This is a genomic window from Sulfitobacter sp. DSM 110093, from assembly GCF_022788715.1.
Classification (GTDB): Bacteria; Pseudomonadota; Alphaproteobacteria; order Rhodobacterales; family Rhodobacteraceae; genus Sulfitobacter.
The window spans coordinates 113,607-139,964 of the sequence record NZ_CP085167.1; the positions used below are offsets into that span (position 1 = coordinate 113,607).

The window sequence follows — 26,358 nt, forward strand, 5'->3', positions numbered from 1 at the left end:
AAAACGGTCAGCAAAAGCGAAGCGGACAAGACCACGGCCGATCAGACGCCATCGGTGGCGGATAAGGCGACACCAGAGGTTAAGGCCGATGCGCCAAAGACCAATGAGAGTGACGCCAAGACGCCGAGTGATGTGACGACTGACGCCCCAAAGCCCGACGCGGCGAAGCCCGAAGTCGCAAAGACCGACAGCAGTCCGGCCAAGCCAACCACAGGCAGCGATAGCCCAAAACCCGCGGCAGCAAGCGTGCCGCCGAAGCCTGATGATAAGGCCACGGCCACCAAAGCCGCACCTATCGCATCCACCAAGGATGACAAAGCGGCTTCGGACCCGTCACCCGCTAAAGATACAAAGCCAGAGCCGACCTTGCCCAAGGGGGATGCGAAAGCTGCATCCACATCCGCCCCTTCAAAAGACAAACCTGCCACGGATTCTTCGCCTTCGCGTGCTTCGACAGCAGCGACAAAGTCGAGCGAGCCCGCCACTAAATCGACCGCAAGCACATCCAATAAGACAAGTACTAGCGCCAGCACATCCAAACCAACCCCAACGCCAGAGCCAGCCCCTAAAGAACGTAAACGCAGCGTGTTCTTCCCGATGCTGCTGGGTGGGGTCATTGCCGCCGGATTGGGCTTTGCCGCTTCGGAATACGACGTTCTGGGCACCCGTGCGCAAAGCGCGGCGGAACTGCAAAGCGCGATGGAGGCGCAACAGGCCCGAATCGCGGATTTGGAAGCCCGCGCTGATGAGCCCGTTACCTTCCCCGAAAGCCTCCCAAAGGTCGATGCCCTTGGCGAGGAGTTGACCGCCGCGCGGGAGACGCTTTCGGCCCTCCAGACCCAATTGGCCGAGATCGACAGCCGCCTTACCACCGTTGAAAAACAGCCCGTGAGCGGCGGTGAGAACGAAGTTGCAGTTGCGGCCTTTGAGCGTGAAATGGAAGCCCTGCGCGCTTCGGTTGCCGAACAACGTGGTGAGATTGAAGCCCTGTTGGATAACGCCCAAAGCGCCGAAGAGGCTACTGCCGCCGCGGCAGAGGCGGCCCGCGCCCAAACTGCCGTAACCCAGATGAATGCCGCGATCAGTGCCGGACGACCCTATGAGGCCGCGCTGGCCGAATTGCAGGCCGCCGGGGTCGAAGATATCCCCCAACCGCTTACGGACACTGCCGCTGGTGGTGTCGTGACCCTTGCCAACCTTCAGGCGCGTTATCCTGATGCGGCGCGGCAAGCGCTGGCAACCGCCCGCGCCGAAGTGCCGGACGAGGGCGAAGGGGGCGGCTTTGGCAGTTTCCTGAAACGCCAGCTTGGGGCGCGTTCGGTCGCGCCGCGCGAAGGGACAGACCCAGATGCCGTCCTGTCTCGAGCCGAGGCGGCTGTACGCGATGGGCGTCTGACCGATGCGCTGGCCGAGATCGAAACGCTGCCCGCCCCGGCGCAGGATACGATGGCGGAATGGCTTGCCGATGCGCGCGCGCGTCAGGCGACAGAAGCCGCCGCTGATGAACTCTCCCAACGCCTGACGGCCAACTGAGGAACGAAAAATGCTTTGGTCTCTTATTAAAATCGTTCTTTTCGTCGTGCTCGTGGCCGCCCTTGCGTGGGGCGCGGGCTTCTTGCTGGAAAGCCAGGGCGGTATACAGCTGACCGTGGCAGGCACTGAATACACGCTGGGGCCGCTGCAATCCGTGATCGCCGTGCTGCTGTTGATGTTTGCAGTCTGGGTGCTGCTTAAGATCGTGGCGCTGCTTTCCGCGACGTGGCATTTCCTGAACGGGGATGAGACGGCGTTGTCGCGCTACTTTGACCGCAACCGTGAGCGGAAGGGCTATGAGGCGCTGTCTGACGGGATGATGGCGCTGGCCAGTGGCGAAGGACAGGTTGCGATGGCCAAGGCCGCCAAGGCGGATCGCTATCTCAAACGCCCTGCGTTGACCAATCTGCTGACCGCGCAGGCGGCAGAGCTTGCAGGCGACCGCCGCAAGGCCGAGCGGACCTATCGCAAGCTGGTCGAAGACGAAAAGACTCGTTTCGTCGGCGTGCGTGGCATCATGAAACAAAAGCTGGCCGACGGGGATACCGAGACGGCGCTGAAATTGGCCGAAAAGGCATTTGCACTGAAGCCCAAGCATGAGGAAACCGGCGATACGCTGCTAAAGTTGCAGGCCGAGAAACATGACTGGACCGGTGCGCGCGGCACCCTGCAGGCAAAATACAAAAATGGCCACCTGCCGCGTGATGTGCACAAACGCCGCGACGCGGTACTGGCGCTGTCAGAGGCACGCGAAGTTATCGCCGAAGGTAACAGCATCGAAGCACGCGAAGCCGCAATTGAGGCCAACCGACTTTCCCCCGATCTGGTGCCAGCCGCCGTGATGGCCGCCCGTAGCTATATCGAACAGGGCAAGCCACGCTATGCGGCCAAGGTACTGCAAAAAGCATGGAGCGTGCACCCGCACCCCGACCTTGCTGCCGCCTTTGCCGAAGTTCAGCCGGATGAAACCCCGCCGCAACGTATCAAGCGGTTCCGTGCGCTGACGAAATCACAGCCCGACCATCCTGAAACCAAGATGCTGCTGGCCGAATTGCACATCGCGAACGAAGATTTCCCCGAAGCGCGCCGTGCCCTTGGCAATCTGGTCGAGACCGATCCTTCTGCACGTTCCGTCACACTGATGGCCGCAATTGAGCGGGGTGAGGGCGCGTCTGATACGGTCGTCAAAGGCTGGCTGACACGCGCGTTGAATGTGTCGCGCGGGCCGCAGTGGATCTGTGAAAATTGCCACCACATCCACGCCGAATGGAAGCCGATCTGCGAAAACTGCAAAAGCTTTGACACATTGGAATGGAAAACCCCGCCGCTGTCCGAAGTCGCCATGCCAAGTGGCGTGCAGATGCTGCCGCTGATCGTAGGCACGCCCGAAACCACCCCGACAGAGGGCGCTTTGACGACCCGCACCGATGATATCGAAGACGCCGAATTGGTAACGGAGCCCGAGGAGCCGACGGCCACCGACGCCCCGAAAAAGGCGCCGGACCCTACAGCTTGATGTCGTAGGTGACCCAGTTGGTCCGCGTGGCCAGCTTGTCATAAACCCCACGGCCGCGGTAATTGTCCTCGGACGTGATCCACCGAACAAGGCTCCAGCCGCGTTTCTGGGCGGTTTCTTTGACGGCACCGATCAATGCATCGGCAGCTCCGCTGCCGCGGGCTTGGGGGTCGACAAAAAGATCATCAAGGAAACAGCCTGTTTTCGCGGCCAATGGCCGTGCGAAATGCCTAAAATGCGTAAGGCCGATCACGCGGCCTTCGGCGTTTTCACACACCAGCCCTTCGACCTCGGTCAGCGGGTCGTGTAGCCAAGACCAAACCCGTGCGCGCATCTCTGGCGTCTGCTCAACTTTGTAGAATTCGGCATAGCCTTGATAGAGCCGCTCCCAATCGGCGCGGTCATGGTCTTTTACGGTACGAACTGTGAGGTCGGACATGGCGGGCTCCCTTCGCTGATGCGCGATCTTTGCCCTAGTTGGTTCAGAAATCCAGCCCAAGGTCCAGCGTTGTCGCAGAATGTGTGAGCGCGCCCATGGAGATATAGTTCACCCCCGTCGCCGCGACCTCGGCAATGCGCGGCAATGTCATGTTGCCCGAAGCCTCAAGGACAATGCGCCCATTGGCAATTCCGACCGCTTCGTAAAGCGTCTCCGTGTCCATATTGTCCAGCAGCACAACATCCGCGCCGCCTTCGTCCAAGACCTCTTCAAGCTGCGCCAGCGTGTCCACCTCAATCTCGACGCGGATCATATGCGATGCGTTGCTTTTCACCGCTTGCAAGACGGGCCGAATGCCACCGGCTGCGGCAATGTGATTGTCTTTGATTAGGATCGCATCCGAGAGGGAAAAGCGGTGGTTGAATCCACCGCCATGCAGCACCGCTTGTTTTTCGACCATTCGGAGCCCCGGCGTGGTCTTGCGGGTGCAGGTGATCCGGGTCTCGGTGTCCTTGGTCTCGGCCACGGAGGCCGCCGTCAGGGTGGCGATGCCCGACAGCCGTCCGGCAAAGTTCAACGCCACACGTTCTGCCGACAGGATCGCGGCGGCGGAGCCTTCGATCTCCATCAGCGTGTCGCCTTTGGAAATCGTGCTTCCGTCTTCTTTCAGTGTACGAACCTCGAGCGTCGGATCGACCAAGTGAAAGGCCAGCCGTGCGATCTGCATGCCTGAGACGACCCCCTCGGCGCGGGCGCGGAGGCGGGCGGAATAGGTTGTGCCCTTGGGGATCACGCTGCGCGTGGTGACATCGCCATAGGTGCCGAGGTCTTCCATCAGCGCGGCGCGGACCAGTGGCTCAAGGATCAGGTCGGGCAGGGCGGTGGTCATGCGGGAAGTTCCTCAGGGTTGGAGCGGAATGCGATGGCCTCGGCCAGTGTCAGAAAACTGCGCGCGGCCTCGGGAAGCGTGTCGGGATAATCAGTGCGGCAATGCGCGCCCCGGCTTTCGCGGCGGGCGAGGGCGGCGGCGGTGATCAGCGTCGCTGTGGCGGTCATGTTTTGGAGCTGGGCGCAATCAGGCTGCGCAGCTTCGATCTGTGCAATCGTGGCGAGGGCGCGTTGCAGCCCCTCCGCATCGCGCAGAACGCCGACATAGGCAGTCATGGTTTGGCGCAGCTGGGCGACGAGGGTCTCATCGGGTGTTTCGCCAGCGGGCAGGTCGGGCAGGGCCACCACGTCGGTCTCGCTCGCTCTGCATTCCTCAAGCATGTCCTGCGTCGCGCGGCGGGCAAAGACGAGCGCTTCGAGCAGCCCGTTTGATGCCAAACGGTTCGCGCCGTGCAACCCTGTCGAGGACGCCTCTCCACAGACCCAAAGCCCGGCGAGGCTGGAACGCCCGTGCGCATCCGTGGCCACACCGCCCATGTGGTAATGTGCGGCGGCGGCCACGGGGATCGGTTGGATCACCGGGTCAATGCCGTTGCGCGCGCAGGCGGCGGCGACGGCGGGATACTCGGCCAGTACCGCCGGACCCAAGGCCGCGCGGGTGTCGAGCATGGGGCGCAGCCCGGCTTGGGTCTGGGCAAAGATCGCGCGGGCCACAATGTCACGCGGGGCGAGTTCGGCGAGCGGGTGGACCTCGGCCATGAACCGCGCCCCCTCGCTGTTGATCAGATGCGCCCCGGCACCGCGCAGGGCTTCGGTCGCCAAGGGGGCGGGGTCTTCGCCGCAATCAATGGCGGTGGGGTGAAATTGCACGAACTCTGCGTCAGCAATGAGCGCGCCCGCCCGTGCCGCCATGCCGATCACCTGCCCGCGAATGCGGGCCGGATTGGTCGTCAGCGCATAAAGCCCGCCCGAGCCGCCACCCGCCAGCAAGACGCCCGCGCCGCGCAGCATCACGGGGGCGGAGCCTTCGGGCTGGGCCAACTCGATCTCAACGCCGGTGACTTTGGTGCCGTCGCTGTCCAAGCCGCGCGCAAGCACGCCTTCAAGCACCTGGATCGACGGGGTATTGCGCACCCGCTCGATCAGGGCGCGCATGATCTCCGCCCCGGCCTGATCGCCCTGTACCCGCACCACACGAGCGAAACTATGCGCCGCCTCGCGGGACATGACATAGCCGCCATCGGCGCTGCGGTCGAAAGCGGTGCCAAAGTTGGTGAGGGCAAGGATATGGGCGCTGGCCTCTTCCGTCACGGTGGCCGCGACGCGCGCCTCTACTGTACCAGCACCGGCGGCGATGGTATCCAGCGCATGCGCCTCTGGGCTGTCGGCCTGTGCCATTGCGGCAGCGACGCCCCCCTGCGCCCAAGCGGAACTGGCCCCCGACCCGAGCGGATCAGGCGAGATCAGCAAAACGGGGCGCGGCGCAAGACAAAGCGCGGCATAAAGCGCGCCGAGGCCCGCACCGACGATGATGATCCTGCCGGTTGTGATCTCTTGCACCGGCGCGGCCCTCAGAGGCCAAGTTCGCGGGACAGGTCGATCATCCGCTGCACCACGACACGGGCTTTTTCGGAGACTTCCGCCTCAACCTCGACCGCGCCGGACATGGTGTGCAGCGACCACAGCACCTTTTCGAGCGTGATCTTCTTCATGTAGGGGCACATGTTGCAGGGGCCGACGAAATCGACTTCGGGCAGCTCATCCGCGATGTTCGACGCCATGGAGCATTCGGTGACCAGCATCGCTTTCGCCGGTTTCTCGCGGTGCACATAGTCCAGAATGCCGCTGGTCGAGCCGGAGAAATCCGCCTCAGCCACCACATCTGGTGGGCATTCGGGGTGCGCGATGATGCGGGTGTCGGGGTTCCACTCGCGGTAATCGGCGATATCCTTGGCGGTATAGCGTTCGTGCACGATGCAGGCCCCGTCCCACCAGACGATGCGTTTCTCGGGCACCTGTTTGGCGATGTTCTGGGCGAGGTATTTGTCGGGCGTCATGATCACCGTGTCGCTCTCCATCGCGGCGACGATCTGCGCGGCGTTGGAGGAGGTGCAGCAGATGTCTGACGCAGCTTTCACTTCGGCAGTGGTGTTCACATAAGTTACCACCGGCGCGCCGGGGTATTGCGCGCGCATCTGTTCGACACCCTCGGCGGTGATGCTTTCGGCCAGCGAACAGCCCGCATCCATATCCGGGATCAGGACGGTTTTCGACGGGTTCAGGATTTTCGAGGTCTCGGCCATGAAATGCACGCCGCATTGCACGATCACATCGGCCTCAACCTCGGTCGCTTTGATCGCCAGTTGCAGGCTGTCGCCCACGAAATCGGCGATGCCGTGGTAGATGTCAGGCGTCATGTAGTTATGCGCGAGGATCACCGCGTTGCGCTCTTTTTTCAGCTTGTTGATCGCGGCAACATAGGGGGCGTGAATGGCCCAATCGGGGGGCGAAACGACGCGGTCCATCTTGGCGTAGATATCGGCCATTTCAGCCGCCAGCGCAGGCGATGGCGCGAGGTCGTAATGGCGCTCAAGCTCGCTGGGCGAAAAGATTTCATCACGCATGGTCGGTCCCCCTCCGGCCTTGGCGCGTGTCACGGCACCGCGCTGGACACCACACCCGGCGTGCTGGCCATAGACGACTGGCGGGGTTTGGGCAAGCCAATACCCTTTATGACAGGGCGATCAGCCTCTGTGGATCAGGTGAATTTGCGGAACAAACGGGTCTGATCGAACATCTCTTCCAGCCGCTCGGCCCGGTCTTTGGTGTCGGCCCAGTTGATGTCTTGCATGGCCGAAATCACGCTCTCCACCAGCAACAGTGTGGCCGCCGCGCTGTCCCAAGCCGAAGGCGCGACGATCCGGCTGGAGAAACAGATATCGGCAAGGCTATGCACCGGGGAACGCCACTGGTCGGTGAAGAGGATGATCTTGGCCCCCCGCGCATGGGCCATTTCGGCCAGTTTCAGGGTGTTGTTCTCATATCGGCGCACGTCAAAGATAACGAAGACATCGCCTTCGCCCACGTCGAGCAGGTAATGCGGCCAAGCGTTTGAGGTGGATTGGATGTGGGTCACTTTCGGGCGGATGATCTGCGCGTGCAGGAACAGATATTCCGCCATCGTATGGGTGATGCGCCCGCCGACGATATAAAGCGGGTGCGCCGTGTCGGCGATCAGCGCACAGGCGCGGTCAAAGGTCTCGGGCTCAATCTGGCCGAGGGTATGACGGATATTGTCGATCACTGCGTCGGTGAAACGGTTCAGCACATGGCCCGAGGGCGCGCCTTCGGTCCATGTGTCGTGTTTGGCGATGGGGTTCTTGGCCTTGGCCTTTAGCTCCTCGCGCAACTCGTTCTGAAACTCGGGGTAGCCCTTGAACCCCAGCTTCTGCACCATCCGCGCCACGGTGGGGGTCGAGACATTGGCATCCTTGGCAAGCGCCGTCAGCGGGCCGAGGCCAGAGGCGGGGTAATTCTCAAGAATCGAATGGGCGAGTTGCCGTTCCGCACGGGTCAGCCGGTCCAGCTCCTGCTGGATGCGGTCAGAAATGGTCAGCGTCGGTTCAGCCATGGATGCCCCTCTTTTGACGAGTAATAACACAAACTGAACGGCGTTGTAATAAATTCGACATTATTCTGTTGACAGAAGCCCCCCGCCCGAATGAGGTTTGATCAACTGAGGGGGACAAGGTGTCAGAGCAGACAGATCTTTCGAATGAAGCCGTCGAGGTGATCAACGCCGGGGCCAAGGCGCCGCTGGTGCTGGTCTGCGAACATGCGGCGCGTGAGATACCGGCCTGCTTTGATGGTCTTGGTCTGGATGCCGCGGCCCGTGAAAGCCATGTGGCTTGGGATCCCGGTGCCTTGGGCGTGGCCCGGGCCATGGCGCAGGATCTGGATGCGGCGCTGGTGGCGGGGCGTGTCTCGCGGCTCGTCTACGACTGCAACCGCCCGCCCGAAGCCCCTGGCGCGATGCCCGCCCAAAGCGAGATTTTCGCGATCCCCGGCAATGCCACGCTTGATGAGGCAGGCCGGGCCGAGCGGGTGACACGCTATTACGAGCCCTTCCGCGCGACCCTTGCCGCGACGATCAAACGGGTGGATGCGCCCGCGATCGTGACGGTGCATAGTTTCACGCCCATCTACCACGGCAAACCGCGCCGCGTGGAGATTGGCATCCTGCATGACAGTGACACACGGCTGGCCGATGCGATGCTGGCCGTGGCGCCAGATTTTACGGACCTAACGGTCGAGCGCAACGCGCCTTATGGCCCCCAAGACGGGGTAACCCATACGCTCAAGGAACATGGTTTGGTGCATGGCCATCCGCATGTCATGCTTGAGATCCGTAATGACCTGATCACAACCGAGGCCGAGCAACAGCAGATGGCCGCGATGATCAGCAATTGGCTGCGCGCCGCGCTCATGCGGCCCGAAATGAGGGACGCGATGAAGGACGCCAAACCATGAAATTCATGCGTGGCTATATCCGGGGCATCGACGCGATGAACCGACGGATCGGGCGGATCATGATGTATGGCATCTTTGTCCTGATGGGGGTGCTTTTGTGGTCGACGGTCAGCAAAGCATTTTTCGTGCCCTCGCTTTGGACGCTGGAAATGGCCCAATTCATCATGGTGGGCTACTACATCCTAGGTGGGCCCTATTCGATCCAGCTCGGCTCGAACGTGCGGATGGACCTGCTTTACGGCGATTGGTCGCTGCGCCGGAAGGCGTGGTTTGACCTGTTCACTGTTTTCTTCCTGATCTTCTACCTCTGTGTGCTGCTCTATGGCGCGGTCAGTTCCACCGCCTATTCGCTTGGCTATTGGGGGACCGAGCCGTTTAGCTTTTTCGGTGGGTTGGTTACGGGGGCCGAAGAGATCGGCCATATGGAAAAATCCAATTCTGCTTGGCGGCCCTACCTCTGGCCCATCAAGGTTGTGATGATCGTCGGTATCTTTCTGATGCTGCTGCAATGTCTGTCCGAGCTGTTGAAAGACGTGCTGCGGCTCAAGGGTGAGGCCATCTGATGTCCTATGAAATGATCGCGACATTGATGTTCTCATCGATGATGCTGATGCTGATTACGGGCCAGCGGGTGTTTGGCGCTATCGGCTTTATCGCCGTTGTGTCGGCGCTGCTGCTGTGGGGCGACAAGGGGGGATATGATATCGGCTTTGCCGCCGCGATGAAGCTGATGAAGTGGTATCCGCTGCTGACGCTGCCGATGTTCATCTTCATGGGCTATGTCCTGAGCGAAAGCCGCATCGCCGATGACCTTTACAAGATGTTCCATGTCTGGATGGGCGGTGTGCGCGGCGGGCTGGCGATTGGGACGATTGGTCTGATGGTGCTGATCTCTGCCATGAACGGGCTGAGCGTGGCGGGGATGGCAATTGGTTCGACCATCGCGCTGCCGGAATTGCTGAAACGTGGCTATGACAAAAGGATGGTGACGGGGGTGATCCAAGCCGGGTCGAGCCTTGGCATCCTCGTGCCGCCCTCGGTCGTGCTGGTGCTTTATGCGATGATCGCGCGGCAGCCCGTGGGGCAGCTGTGGCTCGCGGGGGTCATTCCGGGGCTGATGATGGCGGCGATGTTCATTGCCTACATCGTGATCCGGTGCCGCATGAACCCTGAGCTTGGCCCCATCCTCTCGGCCGAAGATCGTGACATTCCGCGCGCCGAAAAGCTGCGCCTTTTGCGCGCGGGCATCCTGCCGCTGGTGATCTTTGCGGTGATGATGGTGCCGTTCGTGCGCGGCTGGACCAGCCTTGTGGAAAGTTCGGCCATCGGTGCGGGTGCGGCCTTCCTTGCAGCGGTCCTCAAGGGCCGCATGACGCGCGAGGTTTTCGAGAACTCTGTGCGCAACACGTTGGGCATCACCTGCATGTTCATGTGGATCATCCTCGCCGCCCTCGCCTTTGGCGCGGTGTTTGACGGGCTGGGCGCGGTGAAGGCGATCGAAAGCCTGTTCACCGAGAAGATGAACCTCAGCCCGTGGATGATCTTGATCATGATGCAGCTCAGCTTCATCATCATGGGCACGTTCCTTGATGATACCGCGATGCTGGTGATCGTGGCGCCGCTCTATGTGCCCTTGGTCGGTGCGCTGGGCTTTGATCTGATCTGGTATGGTATCCTTTATACGATCACCACGCAGATCGCCTATATGACGCCGCCGTTTGGCTATAACCTGTTCTTGATGCGCGCCATGGCTCCGCCGGAAATCACGTTGCGCGACATCTATGCCTCGATCACGCCCTTCGTTCTGGTGATGGTCTTGGCGTTGATACTCGTCATGGTCTTCCCGCAGATCGCGACATGGCTGCCCGATTACATCTACGACAAATAACAACGAGAGCCGCGCGAAGACGGCCTGACATTTCAACAAAGGAGAGACGTATGACCACTCGCAGAAAGTTCTTATCCGGGGCCGCCGTTGCCGCCCCAGCGGCCCTTGCCGCGCCGTCCATTGTCCATGCCCAAGCGCCGATCAAATGGCGCATGCAGACCTATGCGGGCGCCGCATTGGGCGAGCAGGTGACCAAACCCGCCGTCGATTACATCAACGCCGCCGCCAATGGCGAGATGGAGATCGAGCTGTTCTACGCCGACCAGATCGTCCCCACCGGCGAGCTTTTCCAAGCCATGCAGCGCGGCACCATCGACATGGTGCATTCCGATGATGATAGCATGGCATCGCCCACACCGTTGCAGCAGTTCGGCGGGTATTTCCCCTTTGCGACCAAGCACATCCTCGACGTGCCGGTGCTGTTTAACCAATACGGGTTGGCCGATATCTGGAAAGAAGAATACGCCAAGGTTGGTGTCGAATGGCTGTCGGCTGCGGGCCAAGACCCCTGTAACTTCAACACCACCAAAGAGATCAAATCGGTCGCCGATCTGGACGGTCTGAAGCTCTACACCTTCCCCACCGCGGGCCGCTTCCTGTCAAAGTTCGGCGTGGTGCCGGTGAACATTCCTTACGAGGACGCCGAAGTGGCGGTGCAGACCGGCGAGCTGGACGGTATGGCGTGGTCGGGCATCACCGAAGACTACACCGTCGGTTGGGCCGATGTGACCGACTACTTCCTGACCAACAACATCTCGGGCGCTTGGATCGGGTCGTTCTTTGTCAACCAGCAGCAGTGGGCCGATCTGCCGGATCACCTCAAGCAACTGGTCATGGCGGGGATCGAAGCGGGTCACACCTACCGCAACCAGTGGTACTGGGGCGGCGAGGCACGTCTGCGGGCGCAGGGCGACAAGCTCAAGCTCAGCACTGTGCCTGCCGATGAATGGGCCGAGGTCGAAAACGCGGCCAAGGACTTCTGGACAGAGATCGCCGAAGAAGGCGAAGTGCACGCCAAGATCGTGCAGATCTTCCGCGACTATAACGAAGTCATCAACAAAGCCGGTCCACCCTACACCAACGGCTGAACCGACAACCGGGGGCGCGCTGCCAGCGCCCCCGCCTTACCCCCTGAAGTGGACAGAACATGCCCGGCACACTGACATTCGACGCGCTGAAAAAACTGGTCAAAGAGGGATCCGTCGACACGGTCCTTGCCTGCCTTGTGGATATGCAGGGCCGGTTGATGGGCAAGCGCTTCCATGCCGTGAACTTTGTTGAGACCTCTTACAAAGAGACCCATTGCTGCAACTACCTGCTGGCCACCGACCTAGAGATGAGCACGCCCGAAGGCTTTGCCTCCACCTCATGGGAGACGGGCTATGGCGACTACGTCATGCAGCCTGACCTTGATACGATCCGCCCGGTGCCGTGGCTCGAAGGGACCGTGATGGTGCTCTGCGATGTGCTGGATCACGACACGCATTCCCCGGTGCCCCATTCCCCCCGCGCCATGTTGAAAAAACAGATCACGCGGCTGAAGGAACTGGGCTTTGACGCGATGATGGCCACCGAATTGGAGTTCTTCCTCTTCGAGCAGAGCTTTGACGCGCTGCGCAAAGATGGCTACCGCAACCTCGTGCCGTTCAGCGGCTACAACGAGGATTACAACATCTTCCAGACCACCAAAGAAGAGAACGTGATGCGCCCCGTGCGCAACCATCTCTTTGCCGCCGGTCTGCCGATTGAGAATTCCAAGGGCGAGGCCGAGGCGGGGCAGGAAGAGCTTAACATCCGCTATTCTCCGGCCCTCGACTGTGCCGACTACCACACAATCGCGAAACACGCGGTCAAAGAAATCGCATGGCAGCAGGGGCAGGCGGCCAGCTTTTTGCCCAAGTGGCATAAAGACCGGGTCGGCTCCTCTAGCCATGTGCATCAGTCGCTGTGGAAAGACGGCAAGCCGATGTTTGTCGATGGCGACGACGAGTTGGGTATGTCCGACCTGATGCGTCACTACATGGCCGGTTTGATCGCATATGCGCCGGAATACACCTATTTCCTCGCGCCTTATGTGAACAGCTACAAGCGTTTCGCCAAAGGCACCTTTGCACCGACCAAAACCGTCTGGTCCGTCGACAACCGCACCGCCGGATTCCGCCTATGCGGGGCGGGGACCAAGGGCGTTCGGGTCGAATGCCGTATTGGCGGATCGGACTTGAACCCCTATCTGGCGCAGACGGTCATGCTGGCTGCCGGAATCAAAGGGATCGAAGACAAGATGGAACTGGCCCCGCCCACACGCGGCGATGCTTATGGCGAGTCCGACGCTGTCGATATCCCCCAGACCCTGCGGGCAGCAACCGAGACCCTGCGCGGCTCGACCTTCCTGCGCGAGGCCTTGGGCGATGATGTAGTGACCCATTACACCCGCGCGGCGGAATGGGAGCAGGAAGAATTTGACCGGGTGGTGACCGATTGGGAAATCGCCCGTGGCTTTGAAAGGGCCTGAGAATGACGACGGTAAAATGTATCTCTCCGATTGACGGTTCGGTCTATGCGGAACGCGAAACCCTAAGCAACGAAGCGGCGCTTGAGACTGTTGCCCGCGCCCGCCGCGCGCAAAAGGCATGGGCGGCGCGGCCCCTGCAGGAACGTGTTGATCTGGTGATGGGCGCGTTGAAAGAGATTGAGAATTCGACCGACCGCATGACCGAGGAACTGGCCCACCAAATGGGCCGTCCGGTGCGCTATGGCGGCGAATTCGGCGGTCTGCAGGAACGCACCAGCCACATGGCCAAGATCGCAGCCGATGCGCTGGCCCCTACGGTAATTGAAGACAGCGCCGCCTTTAGCCGCAAAATCATGCGTGAGCCGCATGGCGTGGTTTTCGTCGTGGCACCGTGGAATTACCCCTACATGACCGCCAACAACACCATCGCGCCCGCGCTGATCGCGGGCAATTCGGTGATTCTGAAACATGCCTCGCAGACCATTCTGGTCGGCGAACACCTCGCCGATGCCTACCGCGCCGCTGGCGTGCCTGAGGATGTATTTCAGAATGTCGTGCTGAGCCATGACACCACATCGGCGCTGATCGCGGACAATGCGTTCGATTTCGTGAACTTCACCGGCTCTGTCGGCGGCGGGCAGGCTATGGAGCGTGCGGCGGCGGGCACATTCACAGGCGTCGCGACCGAGTTGGGCGGCAAAGACCCCGCCTATGTCCGGGCCGATGCCAACCTCGATGCGGCCGTCGATGGCGTGATGGACGGCGCGATGTTCAACGCGGGCCAGTGCTGCTGCGGGATCGAGCGGATCTATGTTCATGAAAGCCTATATGACGCTTTCGTCGAAAAGGCCGTGGCATGGGTGAACAACCTCCACCTCGGCAATCCGTTGGAGGAAACCACGACGCTTGGCCCAATGGCCAATGTCCGTTTCGCCGAAGAGGTCCGCGCCCAGATTGATGAGGCCGTCGCCGCAGGTGCCAAGGCGCATATCGACAGAATGCCCGCCGATGATGGCGGCGCATACCTCACCCCGCAGGTGCTGACGGGTGTCACCCATGAGATGCGCGTCATGCGCGACGAAAGCTTTGGCCCCGTGGTCGGCATCATGCCGGTCAAGGACGACGAAGAAGCCATTGCGCTCATGAACGACAGCCAGTTCGGTCTGACCGCTGCGATCTTTACCGCTGACGCTGACGCCGCCGAGGCCATCGGCCAGCGGCTGGAAACCGGCACCGTCTTCATGAACCGCGCCGATTACCTTGACCCGGCGCTTTGCTGGACCGGCTGTAAGCAGACTGGGCGCGGCGCGGGCCTGTCTGAACTGGGCTATCACGCGCTGACACGCCCCAAATCTTACCACCTCAAGAAAGCCTGAGACATGTCCCTGACTGCCAATTGGTCTTACCCCACCGCCATCCGTTTCGGCGCAGGCCGGATTAAAGAGATTGCCGAAGCCTGCGCCGCCGCAGGTATCAAAAACCCCCTGTTGGTCACCGACAAAGGGCTGGCCTATCTGCCGATCACCCAGTCCACGCTCGACCTGATGGAAGCCGCTGGCCTTGGCCGCGCGATGTTCTCGGACGTTGACCCGAACCCGACCGAGATGAACGCCGAGGCGGGCATCAAGGTCTACCGCGATGGCGGCCATGACGGCGTGATCGCCTTCGGCGGCGGCTCCGGTCTTGATCTGGGCAAGGTCATCGCCTTCATGGCGGGCCAAACGCGCCCCCTGTGGGATTTTGAAGATATCGGCGACTGGTGGACCCGCGCCGACCCCGATGGCATCGCGCCGATCGTGGCCGTGCCGACGACGGCTGGCACCGGATCTGAAGTGGGTCGCGCCAGCGTCATCACCAATTCCCAGAGCCATGAGAAAAAGATCATCTTCCACCCCAAAATGCTGCCCGCCGTTGTGATCTGCGACCCGGAGCTGACCGTGGGCATGCCGCCGATGATCACCGCAGGCACCGGGATGGACGCTTTCGCGCATTGCCTCGAAGCCTTCTGCTCCCCGCATTATCATCCGATGAGCCAAGGCATGGCGCTGGAAGGCATGCGTCTGGTCAAGGAATATCTGCCCCGCGCCTATGCCGATGGTACTGATCTTGAGGCGCGCGGCCATATGATGTCTGCCGCGGCCATGGGCGCCACGGCGTTTCAAAAGGGTCTGGGCGCCATCCATGCCATCAGCCACCCGATTGGCGCGGTGCATCACACGCACCACGGCACCACCAACGCGGTGGTCATGCAGCCCGTCTTGCGCATGAACCGCCCTGCGATCGAGGACCGTTTGGCCAAGGCGGCGAGCTATCTTGATATCGTCGGCGGCTTTGACGGGTTTTACGATTTCGTCGGTAAGCTGAACGAAGAGTTGAACATCCCAAGCTCGCTGACCACCCTTGGTGTGACGGACCCGGATATCGACGCGCTGGTGGCCTCGGCTTTGCAAGACCCAAGCTGCGGCGGCAACCCGATTGAACTGACCAAAGAGAATGTCACGCAGCTGCTGCGCGACTGCTTTTAAAACGCAAAACGGGGGGCCGGATCATCGGCCCCCCGTTTATTAGAAATCAGTGAAACGTCGGATTATTCAGTCGTTTTGGCTTCTTCCATATCCGCTTCAGTAACCTCGGGCCCGACCGAGACCAAATATGCCCAAACATCCTTGGCGTCTTCTTCGTCTCTCAGACGATAAGACATCTTGGATTTGGCGCGGTTTGTGTCGAGATAGCTGGCCAGAAACTTCTTGGGATCGGCCACATATCCGGTGAAGTCTTCTTCGTTCCACGCCAGCCCGGCTTCGCCAGCTTCAACGAGGGAATCGCCATAGCGGTAGTCTTCGACCGATCCCGCCGCACGGTTGTAGATCCCGTAGAGGTTCGGCCCGGTGCGGCCGCCTTTTTGGATGTCATTGCCTTCATCATCTTGAATCATGTGGCAGCTTTTGCATTTACGAAAGACCTTTTCCCCGGCTTCGGCATCACCGGAGGCATGGCTTTCCGCCCAGAGGGGCGTGGCCCCAAGGCAGATGGCGAAGATCGACGCGATACGCATGTTCATTTTGAGTTCCTTTGACTTTCGTTTGCGAAACTAGCGTTTGGGCCGTTGGGGTAAAGGTCTTGCGCTGCGCCAAAAGGTAGCATGGGCGCGACGCTGGCCGGTTAGCGGTTGAGACTATGAGGGTTTCCCCCGATAACTGCCGGTGAATTTCTTCTGGACCGAGGACGAGATGAACCAAACGGCGAGCCGCATCTGATGGCGATTATGGTCCCTGCTTGGGTCGACGGCACCCTTCAACCGGTTGAAAAACTGGCCGCTCATGAGCGCGGTTTGCGGCATATGGCGGTTTCGGTATTTGTCATTGCAGAGGGCAAGCTGCTGTTGCAGCAGCGCGCGCTTGGTAAATACCATACCCCCGGCCTCTGGGCGAACACCTGCTGCACGCATCCGCAATGGGATGAGCCGCCCCAAGCCTGCGCCATCCGGCGTTTGGATGAGGAGTTGGGGATCACCGGGTTGGACCTTCAGCATCGCGGCCAAGTCGAATACCGCGCCGATGTCGGCGGCGGACTGATTGAACATGAGGTTGTTGAGGTCTTTCTTGCCCATGCAGACTCGGCACTGTCGATCACGGAAAACCCCGATGAGGTGATGGCGACGCGCTGGATCAGCCTAAACGATTTGCACACCAACCTCGCGCAGAACCCCGAAGAATATACGCCTTGGCTGCGGATCTACATGGCCGAACACGAAGGTCTGATCCTCGGCGATGGGGCGATGGAATAACAGCAAAGGCGGGCCAGAGATGACCGAAGACATGCAAGACCAAAAGACACGCGCGGCGGACTGGTTCCGCAAGCTGCGCGATGACATCGTTCAGGCGTTCCACGACATCGAAGCGCGTCATGTGGGCGAGGAAGAGGCCGGGAGTTTCGTGGTCAGCAAAACCACCCGCACCGCGCCCGATGGGTCAGACGCGGGTGGCGGTGAGATGTCCGTCATGCGCGGCGGGCGTGTGTTTGAGAAGGTGGGCGTGAATATCTCCACCGTTTACGGCACCTTGGGTGAACGGGCGCAAGTGGCGATGGCCGCGCGCAAAGGACTGCCGGGCATGGCCGATGATCCGCGCTTCTGGGCCTCAGGCATCAGTCTGGTCGCGCATATGCAAAACCCGCATGTGCCTGCCGTGCACATGAACACCCGCATGTTCTGGACCCCCCATGCCTGGTGGTTTGGCGGCGGCGCGGATTTGAACCCTTGTATCGAATATGACGAGGACACCGCCCATTTCCATGCCGAGATGAAGGCGGCCTGCGACCCGCATGGCGCCACGCTCTATGACGAGTTGAAGGCTTGGGCGGATGAGTATTTCTACATCCCGCACCGCAAACGGGCGCGGGGTGTGGGCGGGATCTTCTATGATGACCGCAATAGCGGTGATTGGGCGGCGGATTTTGCCCTGACGCAGGATGTGGGCCGGGCGTTTCTGCCTGCCTATGTGCCACTGGTCGACAAGCGGCGCGAGATCGAGTGGGACATGGACGACAAGGACGTGCAACTGCGCCACCGTGGGCTCTATGCCGAGTATAACCTCGTTTATGATCGGGGGACGAAGTTTGGTCTGGAGACAGGCCATGACCCTGATGCCGTGCTGATGAGCCTGCCACCGATGGCGAAGTGGGTTTGAAGTAGGACCCAGCCCGGGACAAGCCGCAGGCGCCGGGCCATCGCCTGCCTGCGGGCAGACGATGGCCCTCCGGGTCTTACCCGCGCGTCCCGCGCACGGTATCAATCATCAACTGCACATTCTCCGGATCCGCATCCGGCGTGATGCCGTGGCCGAGATTAAAGATATGCGGCCCCTTCGACAGCGCATCGACAATCGCCCGCGTCTCCTGCACCAATGCATCCCCGCCCGTCACCATATGCGATGACTTGAGGTTGCCCTGCACACAGCCATGCGGCTGCACGTTCTCGGCGACCCACTCGGCACTGACACCGTCATCGACGGCAATGCAGTCTGCCCCAGTGGCCGCATGAAGGTTGGCAAACCGCGCCCCGGCACCGCGCGGGAAGGCGATGATCGGCACGCCCGGATGGCGGGCCTTGAGCGCGCTGATGATCTGGCGCAGCGGCTCGGTCGAATAACGGTCAAAATCGGTGCCTTGAAGCGACCCGGCCCAGCTGTCGAAGAGCTTCACCACCTCGGCCCCGGCTTGGATCTGCATGTCGAGGTATTCGATTGTGGCGAGCGTGATCCGCTCCATCAGCGCATCGAAAACCTCGGGGTTCTCATTTTTCAAGGCATGGGCTGGCCCCTGATCCGGCGTGCCTTTGCCCGCGATCATATAGGTGGCCACGGTCCATGGCGCGCCTGCGAAACCGATCAGCGTGGTTTCCTCGGGCAGTTCGCGCGACAGGATGCGCACGGTCTCGTAAATCGGGGCGAGGTGGTCGTGAATGGCATCCGCCGGCTTCAGCGCTTCCATCTCGGCCTTGGTGGTGATCGTCGACAGACGCGGCCCTTCGCCGGTGACAAACCACAGGTCCGCCCCAAGCGCCTGCGGCACCAGCAGAATGTCGGCAAAAAGGATCGAGCCATCAAACCCATAGCGCCGGATCGGCTGCAATGTGACTTCGGCGGCCAGTTCGGGGTTGTAGCAGAGCGACAGGAAATCCCCCGCCTTGGCCCGCGTCGCGCGGTACTCCGGCAGGTAGCGCCCGGCTTGGCGCATCATCCAGATCGGCGGGGTTGGCAGGGTTTCGCCCGCAAGGGCGCGCAGGATGGTCTTATTCGCAGTCATTATGGCGTTCCTAATTGTGGCAAACCCGTAGGTAGCGCAGGTACAGCAGTTGTCAGTTCATGTCGACGGGGGTAGGGATGCGTCATGACGTATCAGCTCCCCACCCCGGCCCAGCCCCTTAACATCGGCACACGCGGATCGCTTCTGGCGCTTGCGCAAGCGAATGAGGTGCGCGACCGGCTCGCCGCCGCTTTCGATCTGCCGTTTGAGGCGTTCACGATTGTCGTTATCAAAACCACGGGCGACAAGATCATCGACCGCCCGTTGAAAGAGATCGGCGGCAAGGGGCTGTTCACCCGCGAGATCGAAGCGGCGTTGCTGGATGGCTCCATCGACATTGCGGTTCATTCGATGAAGGACATGCCGACGCTGCAACCCGGTGGGCTGTTGATCGACACTTATCTCCCGCGCGAGGATTGCCGCGATGCGTTCATTTCGCCGCATCTGAAATCAATTGCTGACCTGCCGCAGGGTGCGGTCGTGGGCACCTCCAGCCTGCGGCGTCGGGCGCAGGTGAAACTGCGGCGGCCCGATCTGGAAGTGGTCGAATTTCGTGGCAATCTACAGACCCGCTTGAAGAAATTGGATGACGGTGTGGCTGAGGCGACATTCCTCGCCATGGCGGGGTTGAACCGGCTCAAGATGGACGATGTGCCGCAGGCTGCCGTTCACCCTGACGACATGCTGCCCGCCATCGCGCAGGGGGCGATTGGGGTGGAGCGGCGCGAGGACGACAGCCGCGCCGCCGAGATGCTGGCCGCGATCCATGACCGCGCCACGGGCGAACAACTTGCCGCCGAACGCGCGTTCCTCGCCACCCTCGACGGCTCTTGCGAGACGCCCATCGCTGGTCTGGCCGAACTCAACGGCACCGAGATGCGCCTGCGCGGGCAGGTGCTGCGCCCCGACGGGTCTGATGCCATCGGCGATGACGTGACCTGCGCCATTTCCGACGGTGCCGAGGCGGGCGAGGCGATGGCCCGCAAGCTACTGGCCGAAGCAGGTCCGGGTTTCTTTGACTGGCGCGAATGATCGGCAATCTCTTCACGCTGAAACAGCTTGAAGCGCTGATCTGGGTCGCGGACCTTGGCAGCTTTCGCCGCGCCGCTGCACATCTAAATACGACACAGCCCAATATCTCGGCTCGGATTTCCGGGCTGGAGGCGACGCTGGGTGTCACCCTGATGCAACGCGATGCGGGGTCGATCCGGCTGACCGAAAAGGGCACCGCGCTGCTGGCCCAAGCCCGCCGTGTGCTGCGCGAAGCCGAGGCGCTGGTCGAGACCGCCGCGCGGTCTGACCTGATCGACGACAGTCTGCGCCTTGGGGTGACCGAAGTGGTCGCCAGCACATGGCTGCGCCCCTTCCTGCGGGCATTGGCCGAGGTCTATCCCAATCTCACCGTCGAACTTACCGTCGATCTGTCGCGCGATCTGGATCAGGAGCTTGCCGCCCATGCGCTTGACCTGACCTTTCAAACCGCGCCCTTCTCGACCCCGGCGAGCGGGCAGGTGGACTTGGCGACCTATGACTACATCTGGGTCGCCGCCCCTGAATTGGCCGCGCAGATCGGCCCCGCCCCCGACTTCGCCGCGATGCTGCGCCATCCGGTGCTGGGCCATGCGCGGCACACGCAAGCCCATTCTGATCTGATCCGACATTTCGATGGCACCACCGCGCCCAAGGCCCGTTTGGTGCCTTCGAGCAGCCTGTCGGCGGCGATGAACATGGTGCTCGACGGGATGGGCGTGGCGGTAATGCCGCGTGTCATGGTGGCAGGCGCGCTGGCCGATGGGGCGTTGCAAACGCTACCCGCTGCGTGGCACCCGCGCCCGCTGCAAGTCGCCGCGCGCTATCACGCGGATCGCACGCCGGCCTATGTCACCCGCGCCGCCGAACTGGCCCGTGACTGCGCCCGGGCTTTCGATGCAGATGATCAAAAAAACCTTTCACACCCATAGAATATAATAATTTGCACCGATGCTGCGCCCGCTCCTATCCTGCGCCCAAACAGGAGTGAGACATGGCATCAACCATTCGACTGGGCGTAGACATCGGCGGCACCTTTACCGACGTGGTTCTGGAAAAGGGCGGCGAAAGTTTCTCGACCAAGGTGCTGACCACCTATGCCGCGCCCGAGAACGCGATCATCGACGGGATGCATCAGGTCTGCGCCAAGGCCGGGGTCACCCCTACTGATCTGACCCAGATCATCCACGGCACCACGCTGGCGACCAACGCGTTGATCGAACGGCGTGGGGCCAAGACGGCGCTGATCACGACCCAAGGTTTCCGCGATGTGATCGAAATGCGCACCGAAAGCCGGTTTGAGCAATATGACCTGAACCTCACCTTGCCCGAACCGCTTTTGCCACGCCAGATGCGCTACACGGTCAGCGAACGTGTCGATGCCACCGGGGCCGTACTGGTTTCGCTGGACCGGGCCGAGGTCGTGGCGCTGGCCGACCGCATTGCCGAAGGCGGCTATGACAGTGTCGCGGTGGGGCTGATCCATTCCTACCTGAACGACGCGCATGAACGGCTGATCCGCGAGGTGCTGGAGGAGCGTCTGCCCGGCGTCATGGTCTCGATCTCCTCCGAAGTCTCGCCGCAGATGCGCGAGTATGAGCGGTTTAACACCGTGGTCGCAAATGCCTATATCAAGCCGCTGATGAAGAGCTACCTCGGGCGGCTTGAAGGGCGGCTTCAGGAGGAAGGCGTCTCTTGCAACATCTTCCTGATGCATTCGGGCGGCGGCATCATCTCTATCGAAAGTGCGGCCGAATTCCCGGTGCGGCTGGTTGAATCCGGCCCGGCGGGGGGCGCGGTCTTTGCCGCCAACATCGCCGCCCGCTACGGGCTCGACAAGGTGCTGAGCTTTGACATGGGCGGGACCACGGCCAAGATCTGCCTGATCAAAAACCAGACCCCCAAGACCAGCCGGGTGTTCGAAGTGGCCCGGACCTATCGGTTCAAGAAAGGCTCTGGGATGCCGATTTCGATCCCAGTGATCGACATGGTAGAGATTGGCGCAGGCGGTGGTTCTTTGGCCCATGTCGATGCGATGCGACAAATCCGTGTGGGGCCAGAGAGTGCTGGATCTGAGCCTGGCCCGGCCTGTTACGGGCGCGGTGGCGCGAAACCCGCCGTGACCGACGCCGATCTGGTGCTGGGCAAACTTGATCCCGACAATTTCGCGGGTGGTTCGATCCAGCTTGATACCGGAAGCTCAGAAGGGGCGTTGCAGAACGTCATCGGCAACGAGCTTGAGATGGACGCCCCAACCGCCGCCTTTGGTCTGGCCGAAGTGGTGGACGAAAACATGGCCAACGCTGCCCGTGTTCACGCGGTAGAGAACGGCGAAGACCTGAGCGAATATACGATGATCGCTTTTGGCGGTGCGGCCCCGCTGCACGCGGGGCGGCTTTGTGAGAAGCTGGGCGTCGAACGTCTCCTGGTGCCGCCCGGTGCTGGGGTCGGCTCTGCCATCGGCTTTCTGCGCGCGCCCTTTAGTTTCGAGGCCAACCGTTCGGTCTATATGAAACTGTCGGATTTCGACGCGCCGCGTATCAAGACGCTTTTGGCAGAGTTGCAGGAAGAGGCGACTGGCTTTGTCCGCAACTGCGACGCCAAGGCCGAGATCTTGTCGGAATTCAAAGTCTACATGCGCTACAGCGGGCAGGGCTGGGAAATCCCGATTGTCCTAAGCGAAGCCGAAGCGATGAGCCCCGATGCCACCCAGTTTGAGGCATTGTTCGAGGCGGACTACGCCAAGCTTTTTGGCCGCACGGTTGAAGGGCTGGATATTGAAATCACCGTCTGGTCGGTCAACGCCACGACCCCGCCAGAGCAAGTGGCGCGGATCACTGGTGCGACTGCCGGCGCGGCGGCAGTCGCGGCCAACACCCGCCGAATGTTTGATCCTGCTTTGGCTGAATATTGCGATGTCGCCGTGGTGTTCCGAGGCGACATGGCTCCGGGCAGTACCGCCCAAGGCCCCGCCGCAATTACCGAGGATGAGACGACGATCATCGTCCCCGCGTCGCGCTGCGCCATTTGTCAGCCAGACGGCTGCATCGACATCACCGTGAAAGGGTAAACCCATGGCTATGACACATTCAAACGTCGCCTATCAGGTCATGTGGAACAGGTTGATCTCGGTCGTCGAGGAACAGGCGCAGGCGCTTGTGCGCACCGCGTTTTCGACCTCGGTCCGTGAAGCGGGTGACCTTTCGGCGGGCGTCTATGACACAGAAGGGCGCATGCTAGCTCAGGCTGTTACCGGCACCCCCGGACACGTCAACGCGATGGCCGATGCCGTTGCGCATTTCATCCGGCGCATTGGACCGCAGAACATTCTTGAGGGCGATGTCTATATCACCAATGACCCGTGGGAGGGCACCGGCCACCTGCATGACATCACCATGGTCACGCCCTCTTTCCACCGCGGCAAACTGGTCGGTTTTTTTGCCTGCACCGCGCATATCGTTGACATCGGCGGGCGGGGCTTTGGCGCGGATGCGGCGAGCGTCTACGAAGAAGGGCTCTATCTGCCGATCATGAAATTCGCCCATGCTGGTCGGGTGGATGAGACGTTGGTGCGGATCATCCGCGGCAACGTGCGCGAGCCGGATCAGCTGATCGGTGACATCTATGCGCTGACCACTTGCAACGAGATTGGGCACCGCCGCCTGATCGACATGATGGAGGAATTCGCGCTCGATGATCTTACCGGGATCGCCAGCTTCATCCTCGATAATTCCCGCCGTGCCACGCTGGAGCGCATCAACGCCTTGCCGCGTCAACAGGCGACGGGCGAGATGACCATCGACGGGTTCGACACACCGATCACGCTTAAGGTCACGGTCAGTATTGAAGAGGATCGCATCCTATCGGATTTCGCGGGCACCTCGGGGCTGGATAAAAAGGGCATCAACTGCCCGCTGGTCTATACCAAAGCCTACGCCTGTTACGCGTTGAAATGCGCCATCGCGCCGGAAATCCCGAACAACGCAGCCTCGCTCGCACCCTTCCAGATTGCCGCGCCGGAGAATACGATCGTTCATGCGCTACACCCCGCGCCAGTTGCGCTGCGCCATATCGTCGGGCATTTCGTGCCAGATACGGTCTATGCCGCGCTTGATCAAATCTTGCCAAACTTGGTGCCTGCCGAAGGCGCAGGCTGCCTGTGCAACTTCCAAGTCAGCTTGCGCCCTCGGACTGATGCCGACGCGCCGGCAGGCGCTCGCCGGGCCGAGGTGCTAACCTTTAACTCCGGTGGCTCCGGTGCGCGGCCACAACATGACGGGCTGAATGCCACGGCTTTCCCTTCGGGCGTGATGACCATGCCGGTTGAGGCCACGGAACACGCAGGTCCGGTGGTGATTTGGCGCAAGGAGCTGCGCCCCGACAGCGGCGGCGCGGGGCGTCAACGTGGCGGGCTGGGACAATATATGGAAGTCAGCGCCCGCGAGGGGCATGAGTTTGACATGCAGGCGATGTTTGACCGCGTCGACCATCCGGCGCGCGGACGGCAGGGCGGCAAGCCTGGTGCGCCTACGACCATTGCCCAAGATGACGGCACCGCGATGCGTGGCAAGGGCAAGCAGTTCGTGCCGCATGGCCGCAAGGTGATGATGGCCTTCCCCGGTGGTGCGGGCTACGGCGATGCGTCCGAGCGGCCCAAGGAATTGGTCAAACGCGATCTGCTGCGCGGCTATATCTCTGCCGAAGTCGCCGCCGCAGATTATGGGCTGAGCGCCGAGGACATCAAAGAGATCCAAACGGTAATCCGCACAGGGGGCGATCTGTGAAAGACTTGCACTCCAAGACGTTATAAGCGCGCGGGGGTCATTGACTGTTACAAAGTGCGGGTGTTCCTTGGCCGCAACATGCCAAGAGGAAACCAGTGATGTATGTAATTGACCCCCCAAAGCAAAGCAGCCTTGCCGTTCAAGGAAGCAGCGACCGTTTTCCGGTACGGCGTGTGTTCTGCGTGGGCCGCAACTATGAGGCGCATGTGATTGAGATGGGCAATGACATGCGCGATCCGCCGTTCTTTTTTACCAAACCTGCCGATGCCACGCTCGATACGCCCTGTACCGTACCCTATCCCCCTCTGACAGAAGATTTCCACTTTGAGATCGAGCTTGTCATCGCAATTGGCAAAGGCGGCGCGAATATTGCTGAGGCTGATGTGATGGATCACATCTGGGGTGCCTCGGCGGGGATCGACTTCACGCGCCGTGATCTTCAGGCCCAAGCCAAGAAGATGGGCCGTCCGTGGGATTGGTCTAAGGCGTTTGATAATTCCGCGCCCATCGCACCGATCTTGCCGATTGCGGAGGTCGCTTCGGTTGAGGCAGGGCGCATCTGGCTGGCCGTAAACGGTGAGACGAAACAAGAGGCCGATCTGGCGCAGATGATCTGGTCGGTGCGCGAGCATACGGCAACCTTGTCACGGGCAGTCACGCTGGCGCCGGGCGATATCATTATGACCGGCACGCCAGCCGGGGTTGGCGCCGTGGTGCCGGGTGATGTGCTGACCGGCGGTGTCGATGGCATTGCTGAGTTTGAGGTTACCGTCGGCCCACGCGCGTGAGCGGTCTGGCGCTGCATAATTACTTCCGCTCCTCGACCTCGGTCCGGGTGCGGGCGGCGCTGAATCTCAAGGGGTTGCGCTATGACTATGTGCCGCTGTCCCTGCTTGCTGGAGAACAGCATGGGGCCGAACATCTGGCGCTGAACCCTTCGGGGGCGGTGCCGACATTGATGACGGGGCAGGGGCCGCTGTCGCAATCAATGGCGATCCTTGAATGGCTTGATGAGGAATATCCCGAACCGCCGCTTTTACCTGCCGACGCTTGGGGCCGGTCGCGGGTCCGGTCGCTGGCCTATATCGTGGTACAAGACGTGCATCCGGTAAACAATCTGCGCGTGTTACAGCGTCTGGAGGGGGAGTTTGGCGTTGACGCCTCGGGCAAGGCTGCGTGGTTTGCCCATTGGGCCAGCGCGGGCATGGCGGCGCTTGAGACACGGTTGGCGCAGGAACCCGAGACGGGCGATTTTTGCCATGGTGATGACGTTGGTTTGGCCGATCTCTGCCTCTATGCACAGGTCTTGAACAATGCCCGCTTTGGAGTCGATATGACCCCGTATCCCACCATTCGCCGCATCCATGCCAATTGCATGGAAATACCTGCGTTGGATCGTGCCGCGCCGGCCAACCAGCCCGACGCGGTCTAGCG

The 26,358-nt window shown here is 61.4% G+C and carries 25 protein-coding genes; 17 read left to right on the forward strand and 8 right to left on the reverse strand.

Annotation, left to right across the window (positions count from 1 at the left end):
* Positions 1 to 41 precede the first annotated feature (41 nt).
* Positions 42 to 617 (reverse strand): hypothetical protein, encoded by a 576-nt coding sequence (locus tag DSM110093_RS00545; protein WP_243266226.1) that lies wholly within the window; start codon positions 615 to 617, stop codon positions 42 to 44.
* Here DSM110093_RS00545 and DSM110093_RS00550 point away from each other — a divergent pair.
* Together DSM110093_RS00550 and DSM110093_RS00555 are read left to right on the forward strand one after the other, a co-directional pair.
* Entirely contained in the window at positions 586 to 1,533 is a 948-nt protein-coding gene (locus DSM110093_RS00550) for a hypothetical protein (RefSeq protein ID WP_243266227.1), read from the forward strand. The two genes, DSM110093_RS00545 and DSM110093_RS00550, sit on opposite strands and share 32 nt — an antisense overlap.
* 10 nt (positions 1,534 to 1,543) lie before the next feature.
* Positions 1,544 to 3,049, forward strand: coding sequence for a heme biosynthesis HemY N-terminal domain-containing protein (locus DSM110093_RS00555; RefSeq protein ID WP_243266228.1), 1,506 nt, complete (start codon positions 1,544 to 1,546; stop codon positions 3,047 to 3,049).
* On the opposite strand, the gene DSM110093_RS00560 is transcribed toward DSM110093_RS00555, so the two are convergent.
* The 5 genes from DSM110093_RS00560 to DSM110093_RS00580 form a co-directional block, all read right to left on the reverse strand.
* Positions 3,039 to 3,488 (reverse strand): GNAT family N-acetyltransferase, encoded by a 450-nt coding sequence (locus tag DSM110093_RS00560; RefSeq protein ID WP_243266229.1) that lies wholly within the window; start codon positions 3,486 to 3,488, stop codon positions 3,039 to 3,041. The genes DSM110093_RS00555 and DSM110093_RS00560 overlap by 11 nt on opposite strands.
* 43 nt (positions 3,489 to 3,531) lie before the next feature.
* The gene (nadC, locus tag DSM110093_RS00565; RefSeq protein WP_243266230.1) at positions 3,532 to 4,377 is read right to left on the reverse strand and encodes a carboxylating nicotinate-nucleotide diphosphorylase; all 846 of its coding nucleotides are present in this window, start codon (positions 4,375 to 4,377) and stop codon (positions 3,532 to 3,534) included.
* Entirely contained in the window at positions 4,374 to 5,936 is a 1,563-nt protein-coding gene (locus DSM110093_RS00570) for an L-aspartate oxidase (protein ID WP_243266231.1), read from the reverse strand. The genes nadC and DSM110093_RS00570 overlap by 4 nt, the downstream gene beginning before the upstream one ends.
* 11 nt (positions 5,937 to 5,947) lie before the next feature.
* Positions 5,948 to 7,000 (reverse strand): quinolinate synthase NadA, encoded by a 1,053-nt coding sequence (gene nadA, locus DSM110093_RS00575; protein WP_243266232.1) that lies wholly within the window; start codon positions 6,998 to 7,000, stop codon positions 5,948 to 5,950.
* A gap of 134 nt (positions 7,001 to 7,134) precedes the next feature.
* A complete protein-coding gene (locus DSM110093_RS00580) occupies positions 7,135 to 8,007 on the reverse strand; it encodes a MurR/RpiR family transcriptional regulator (protein WP_243266233.1) in 873 nt (290 codons plus the stop codon).
* A gap of 119 nt (positions 8,008 to 8,126) precedes the next feature.
* On the opposite strand from DSM110093_RS00580, the gene DSM110093_RS00585 reads away from it, so the two are divergent.
* The 7 genes from DSM110093_RS00585 to DSM110093_RS00615 are packed head-to-tail and all read left to right on the forward strand — an operon-like array spanning position 8,127 to position 15,831.
* Positions 8,127 to 8,906, forward strand: a complete 780-nt coding sequence (locus DSM110093_RS00585) for an N-formylglutamate amidohydrolase (protein ID WP_243266234.1) — start codon at positions 8,127 to 8,129, stop codon at positions 8,904 to 8,906.
* Positions 8,903 to 9,469: a TRAP transporter small permease subunit gene (locus tag DSM110093_RS00590; RefSeq protein WP_243266235.1), complete on the forward strand. Its 567-nt coding sequence runs from the start codon at positions 8,903 to 8,905 to the stop codon at positions 9,467 to 9,469. Before DSM110093_RS00585 ends, DSM110093_RS00590 begins: the two co-directional genes overlap by 4 nt.
* Complete coding sequence (locus DSM110093_RS00595; RefSeq protein ID WP_243266236.1) at positions 9,469 to 10,794, forward strand: TRAP transporter large permease subunit; 1,326 nt, start codon at positions 9,469 to 9,471, stop codon at positions 10,792 to 10,794. The genes DSM110093_RS00590 and DSM110093_RS00595 overlap by 1 nt, the downstream gene beginning before the upstream one ends.
* 50 nt (positions 10,795 to 10,844) lie before the next feature.
* The gene (locus DSM110093_RS00600; RefSeq protein WP_067939693.1) at positions 10,845 to 11,882 is read left to right on the forward strand and encodes a TRAP transporter substrate-binding protein; all 1,038 of its coding nucleotides are present in this window, start codon (positions 10,845 to 10,847) and stop codon (positions 11,880 to 11,882) included.
* Between the two features lie 59 nt (positions 11,883 to 11,941).
* Positions 11,942 to 13,306, forward strand: a complete 1,365-nt coding sequence (locus DSM110093_RS00605) for a glutamine synthetase family protein (protein WP_243266237.1) — start codon at positions 11,942 to 11,944, stop codon at positions 13,304 to 13,306.
* Positions 13,307 to 13,308: 2 nt separating this feature from the next.
* Positions 13,309 to 14,682, forward strand: coding sequence for an aldehyde dehydrogenase family protein (locus DSM110093_RS00610; protein ID WP_243266238.1), 1,374 nt, complete (start codon positions 13,309 to 13,311; stop codon positions 14,680 to 14,682).
* A gap of 3 nt (positions 14,683 to 14,685) precedes the next feature.
* Positions 14,686 to 15,831: an iron-containing alcohol dehydrogenase gene (locus DSM110093_RS00615; protein ID WP_243266239.1), complete on the forward strand. Its 1,146-nt coding sequence runs from the start codon at positions 14,686 to 14,688 to the stop codon at positions 15,829 to 15,831.
* A 62-nt stretch (positions 15,832 to 15,893) separates the two neighbouring features.
* Here the strand turns inward: DSM110093_RS00615 and DSM110093_RS00620 are convergent, their stop codons facing one another.
* Positions 15,894 to 16,367 (reverse strand): c-type cytochrome, encoded by a 474-nt coding sequence (locus DSM110093_RS00620; protein WP_243266240.1) that lies wholly within the window; start codon positions 16,365 to 16,367, stop codon positions 15,894 to 15,896.
* Positions 16,368 to 16,562: 195 nt separating this feature from the next.
* Here DSM110093_RS00620 and idi point away from each other — a divergent pair, with 195 nt between their 5' ends.
* Both idi and hemF read left to right on the forward strand, forming a co-directional pair.
* Complete coding sequence (gene idi, locus DSM110093_RS00625) at positions 16,563 to 17,093, forward strand: isopentenyl-diphosphate Delta-isomerase (RefSeq protein WP_243266241.1); 531 nt, start codon at positions 16,563 to 16,565, stop codon at positions 17,091 to 17,093.
* A gap of 19 nt (positions 17,094 to 17,112) precedes the next feature.
* Positions 17,113 to 17,994, forward strand: coding sequence for an oxygen-dependent coproporphyrinogen oxidase (hemF, locus tag DSM110093_RS00630; RefSeq protein WP_243266242.1), 882 nt, complete (start codon positions 17,113 to 17,115; stop codon positions 17,992 to 17,994).
* Positions 17,995 to 18,070: 76 nt separating this feature from the next.
* Here hemF and hemE read toward each other — a convergent pair whose 3' ends face one another.
* Positions 18,071 to 19,111, reverse strand: coding sequence for a uroporphyrinogen decarboxylase (gene hemE / locus DSM110093_RS00635; protein ID WP_243266243.1), 1,041 nt, complete (start codon positions 19,109 to 19,111; stop codon positions 18,071 to 18,073).
* 84 nt (positions 19,112 to 19,195) lie between these two features.
* Here hemE and hemC point away from each other — a divergent pair, with 84 nt between their 5' ends.
* The 6 genes from hemC (at position 19,196) to maiA (ending at position 26,356) form a co-directional block, all read left to right on the forward strand.
* Positions 19,196 to 20,143: a hydroxymethylbilane synthase gene (gene hemC / locus DSM110093_RS00640; RefSeq protein ID WP_243266244.1), complete on the forward strand. Its 948-nt coding sequence runs from the start codon at positions 19,196 to 19,198 to the stop codon at positions 20,141 to 20,143.
* A complete protein-coding gene (locus tag DSM110093_RS00645; RefSeq protein ID WP_243266245.1) occupies positions 20,140 to 21,072 on the forward strand; it encodes a LysR family transcriptional regulator in 933 nt (310 codons plus the stop codon). Before hemC ends, DSM110093_RS00645 begins: the two co-directional genes overlap by 4 nt.
* A 62-nt stretch (positions 21,073 to 21,134) precedes the next feature.
* Positions 21,135 to 23,210, forward strand: a complete 2,076-nt coding sequence (locus DSM110093_RS00650; protein ID WP_243266246.1) for a hydantoinase/oxoprolinase family protein — start codon at positions 21,135 to 21,137, stop codon at positions 23,208 to 23,210.
* 10 nt (positions 23,211 to 23,220) lie between these two features.
* Entirely contained in the window at positions 23,221 to 24,924 is a 1,704-nt protein-coding gene (locus DSM110093_RS00655) for a hydantoinase B/oxoprolinase family protein (protein WP_243267743.1), read from the forward strand.
* A gap of 98 nt (positions 24,925 to 25,022) precedes the next feature.
* Positions 25,023 to 25,712: a fumarylacetoacetate hydrolase family protein gene (locus DSM110093_RS00660; protein ID WP_243266247.1), complete on the forward strand. Its 690-nt coding sequence runs from the start codon at positions 25,023 to 25,025 to the stop codon at positions 25,710 to 25,712.
* Complete coding sequence (gene maiA / locus DSM110093_RS00665) at positions 25,709 to 26,356, forward strand: maleylacetoacetate isomerase (RefSeq protein WP_243266248.1); 648 nt, start codon at positions 25,709 to 25,711, stop codon at positions 26,354 to 26,356. Before DSM110093_RS00660 ends, maiA begins: the two co-directional genes overlap by 4 nt.
* Positions 26,357 to 26,358: the final 2 nt, after the last annotated feature.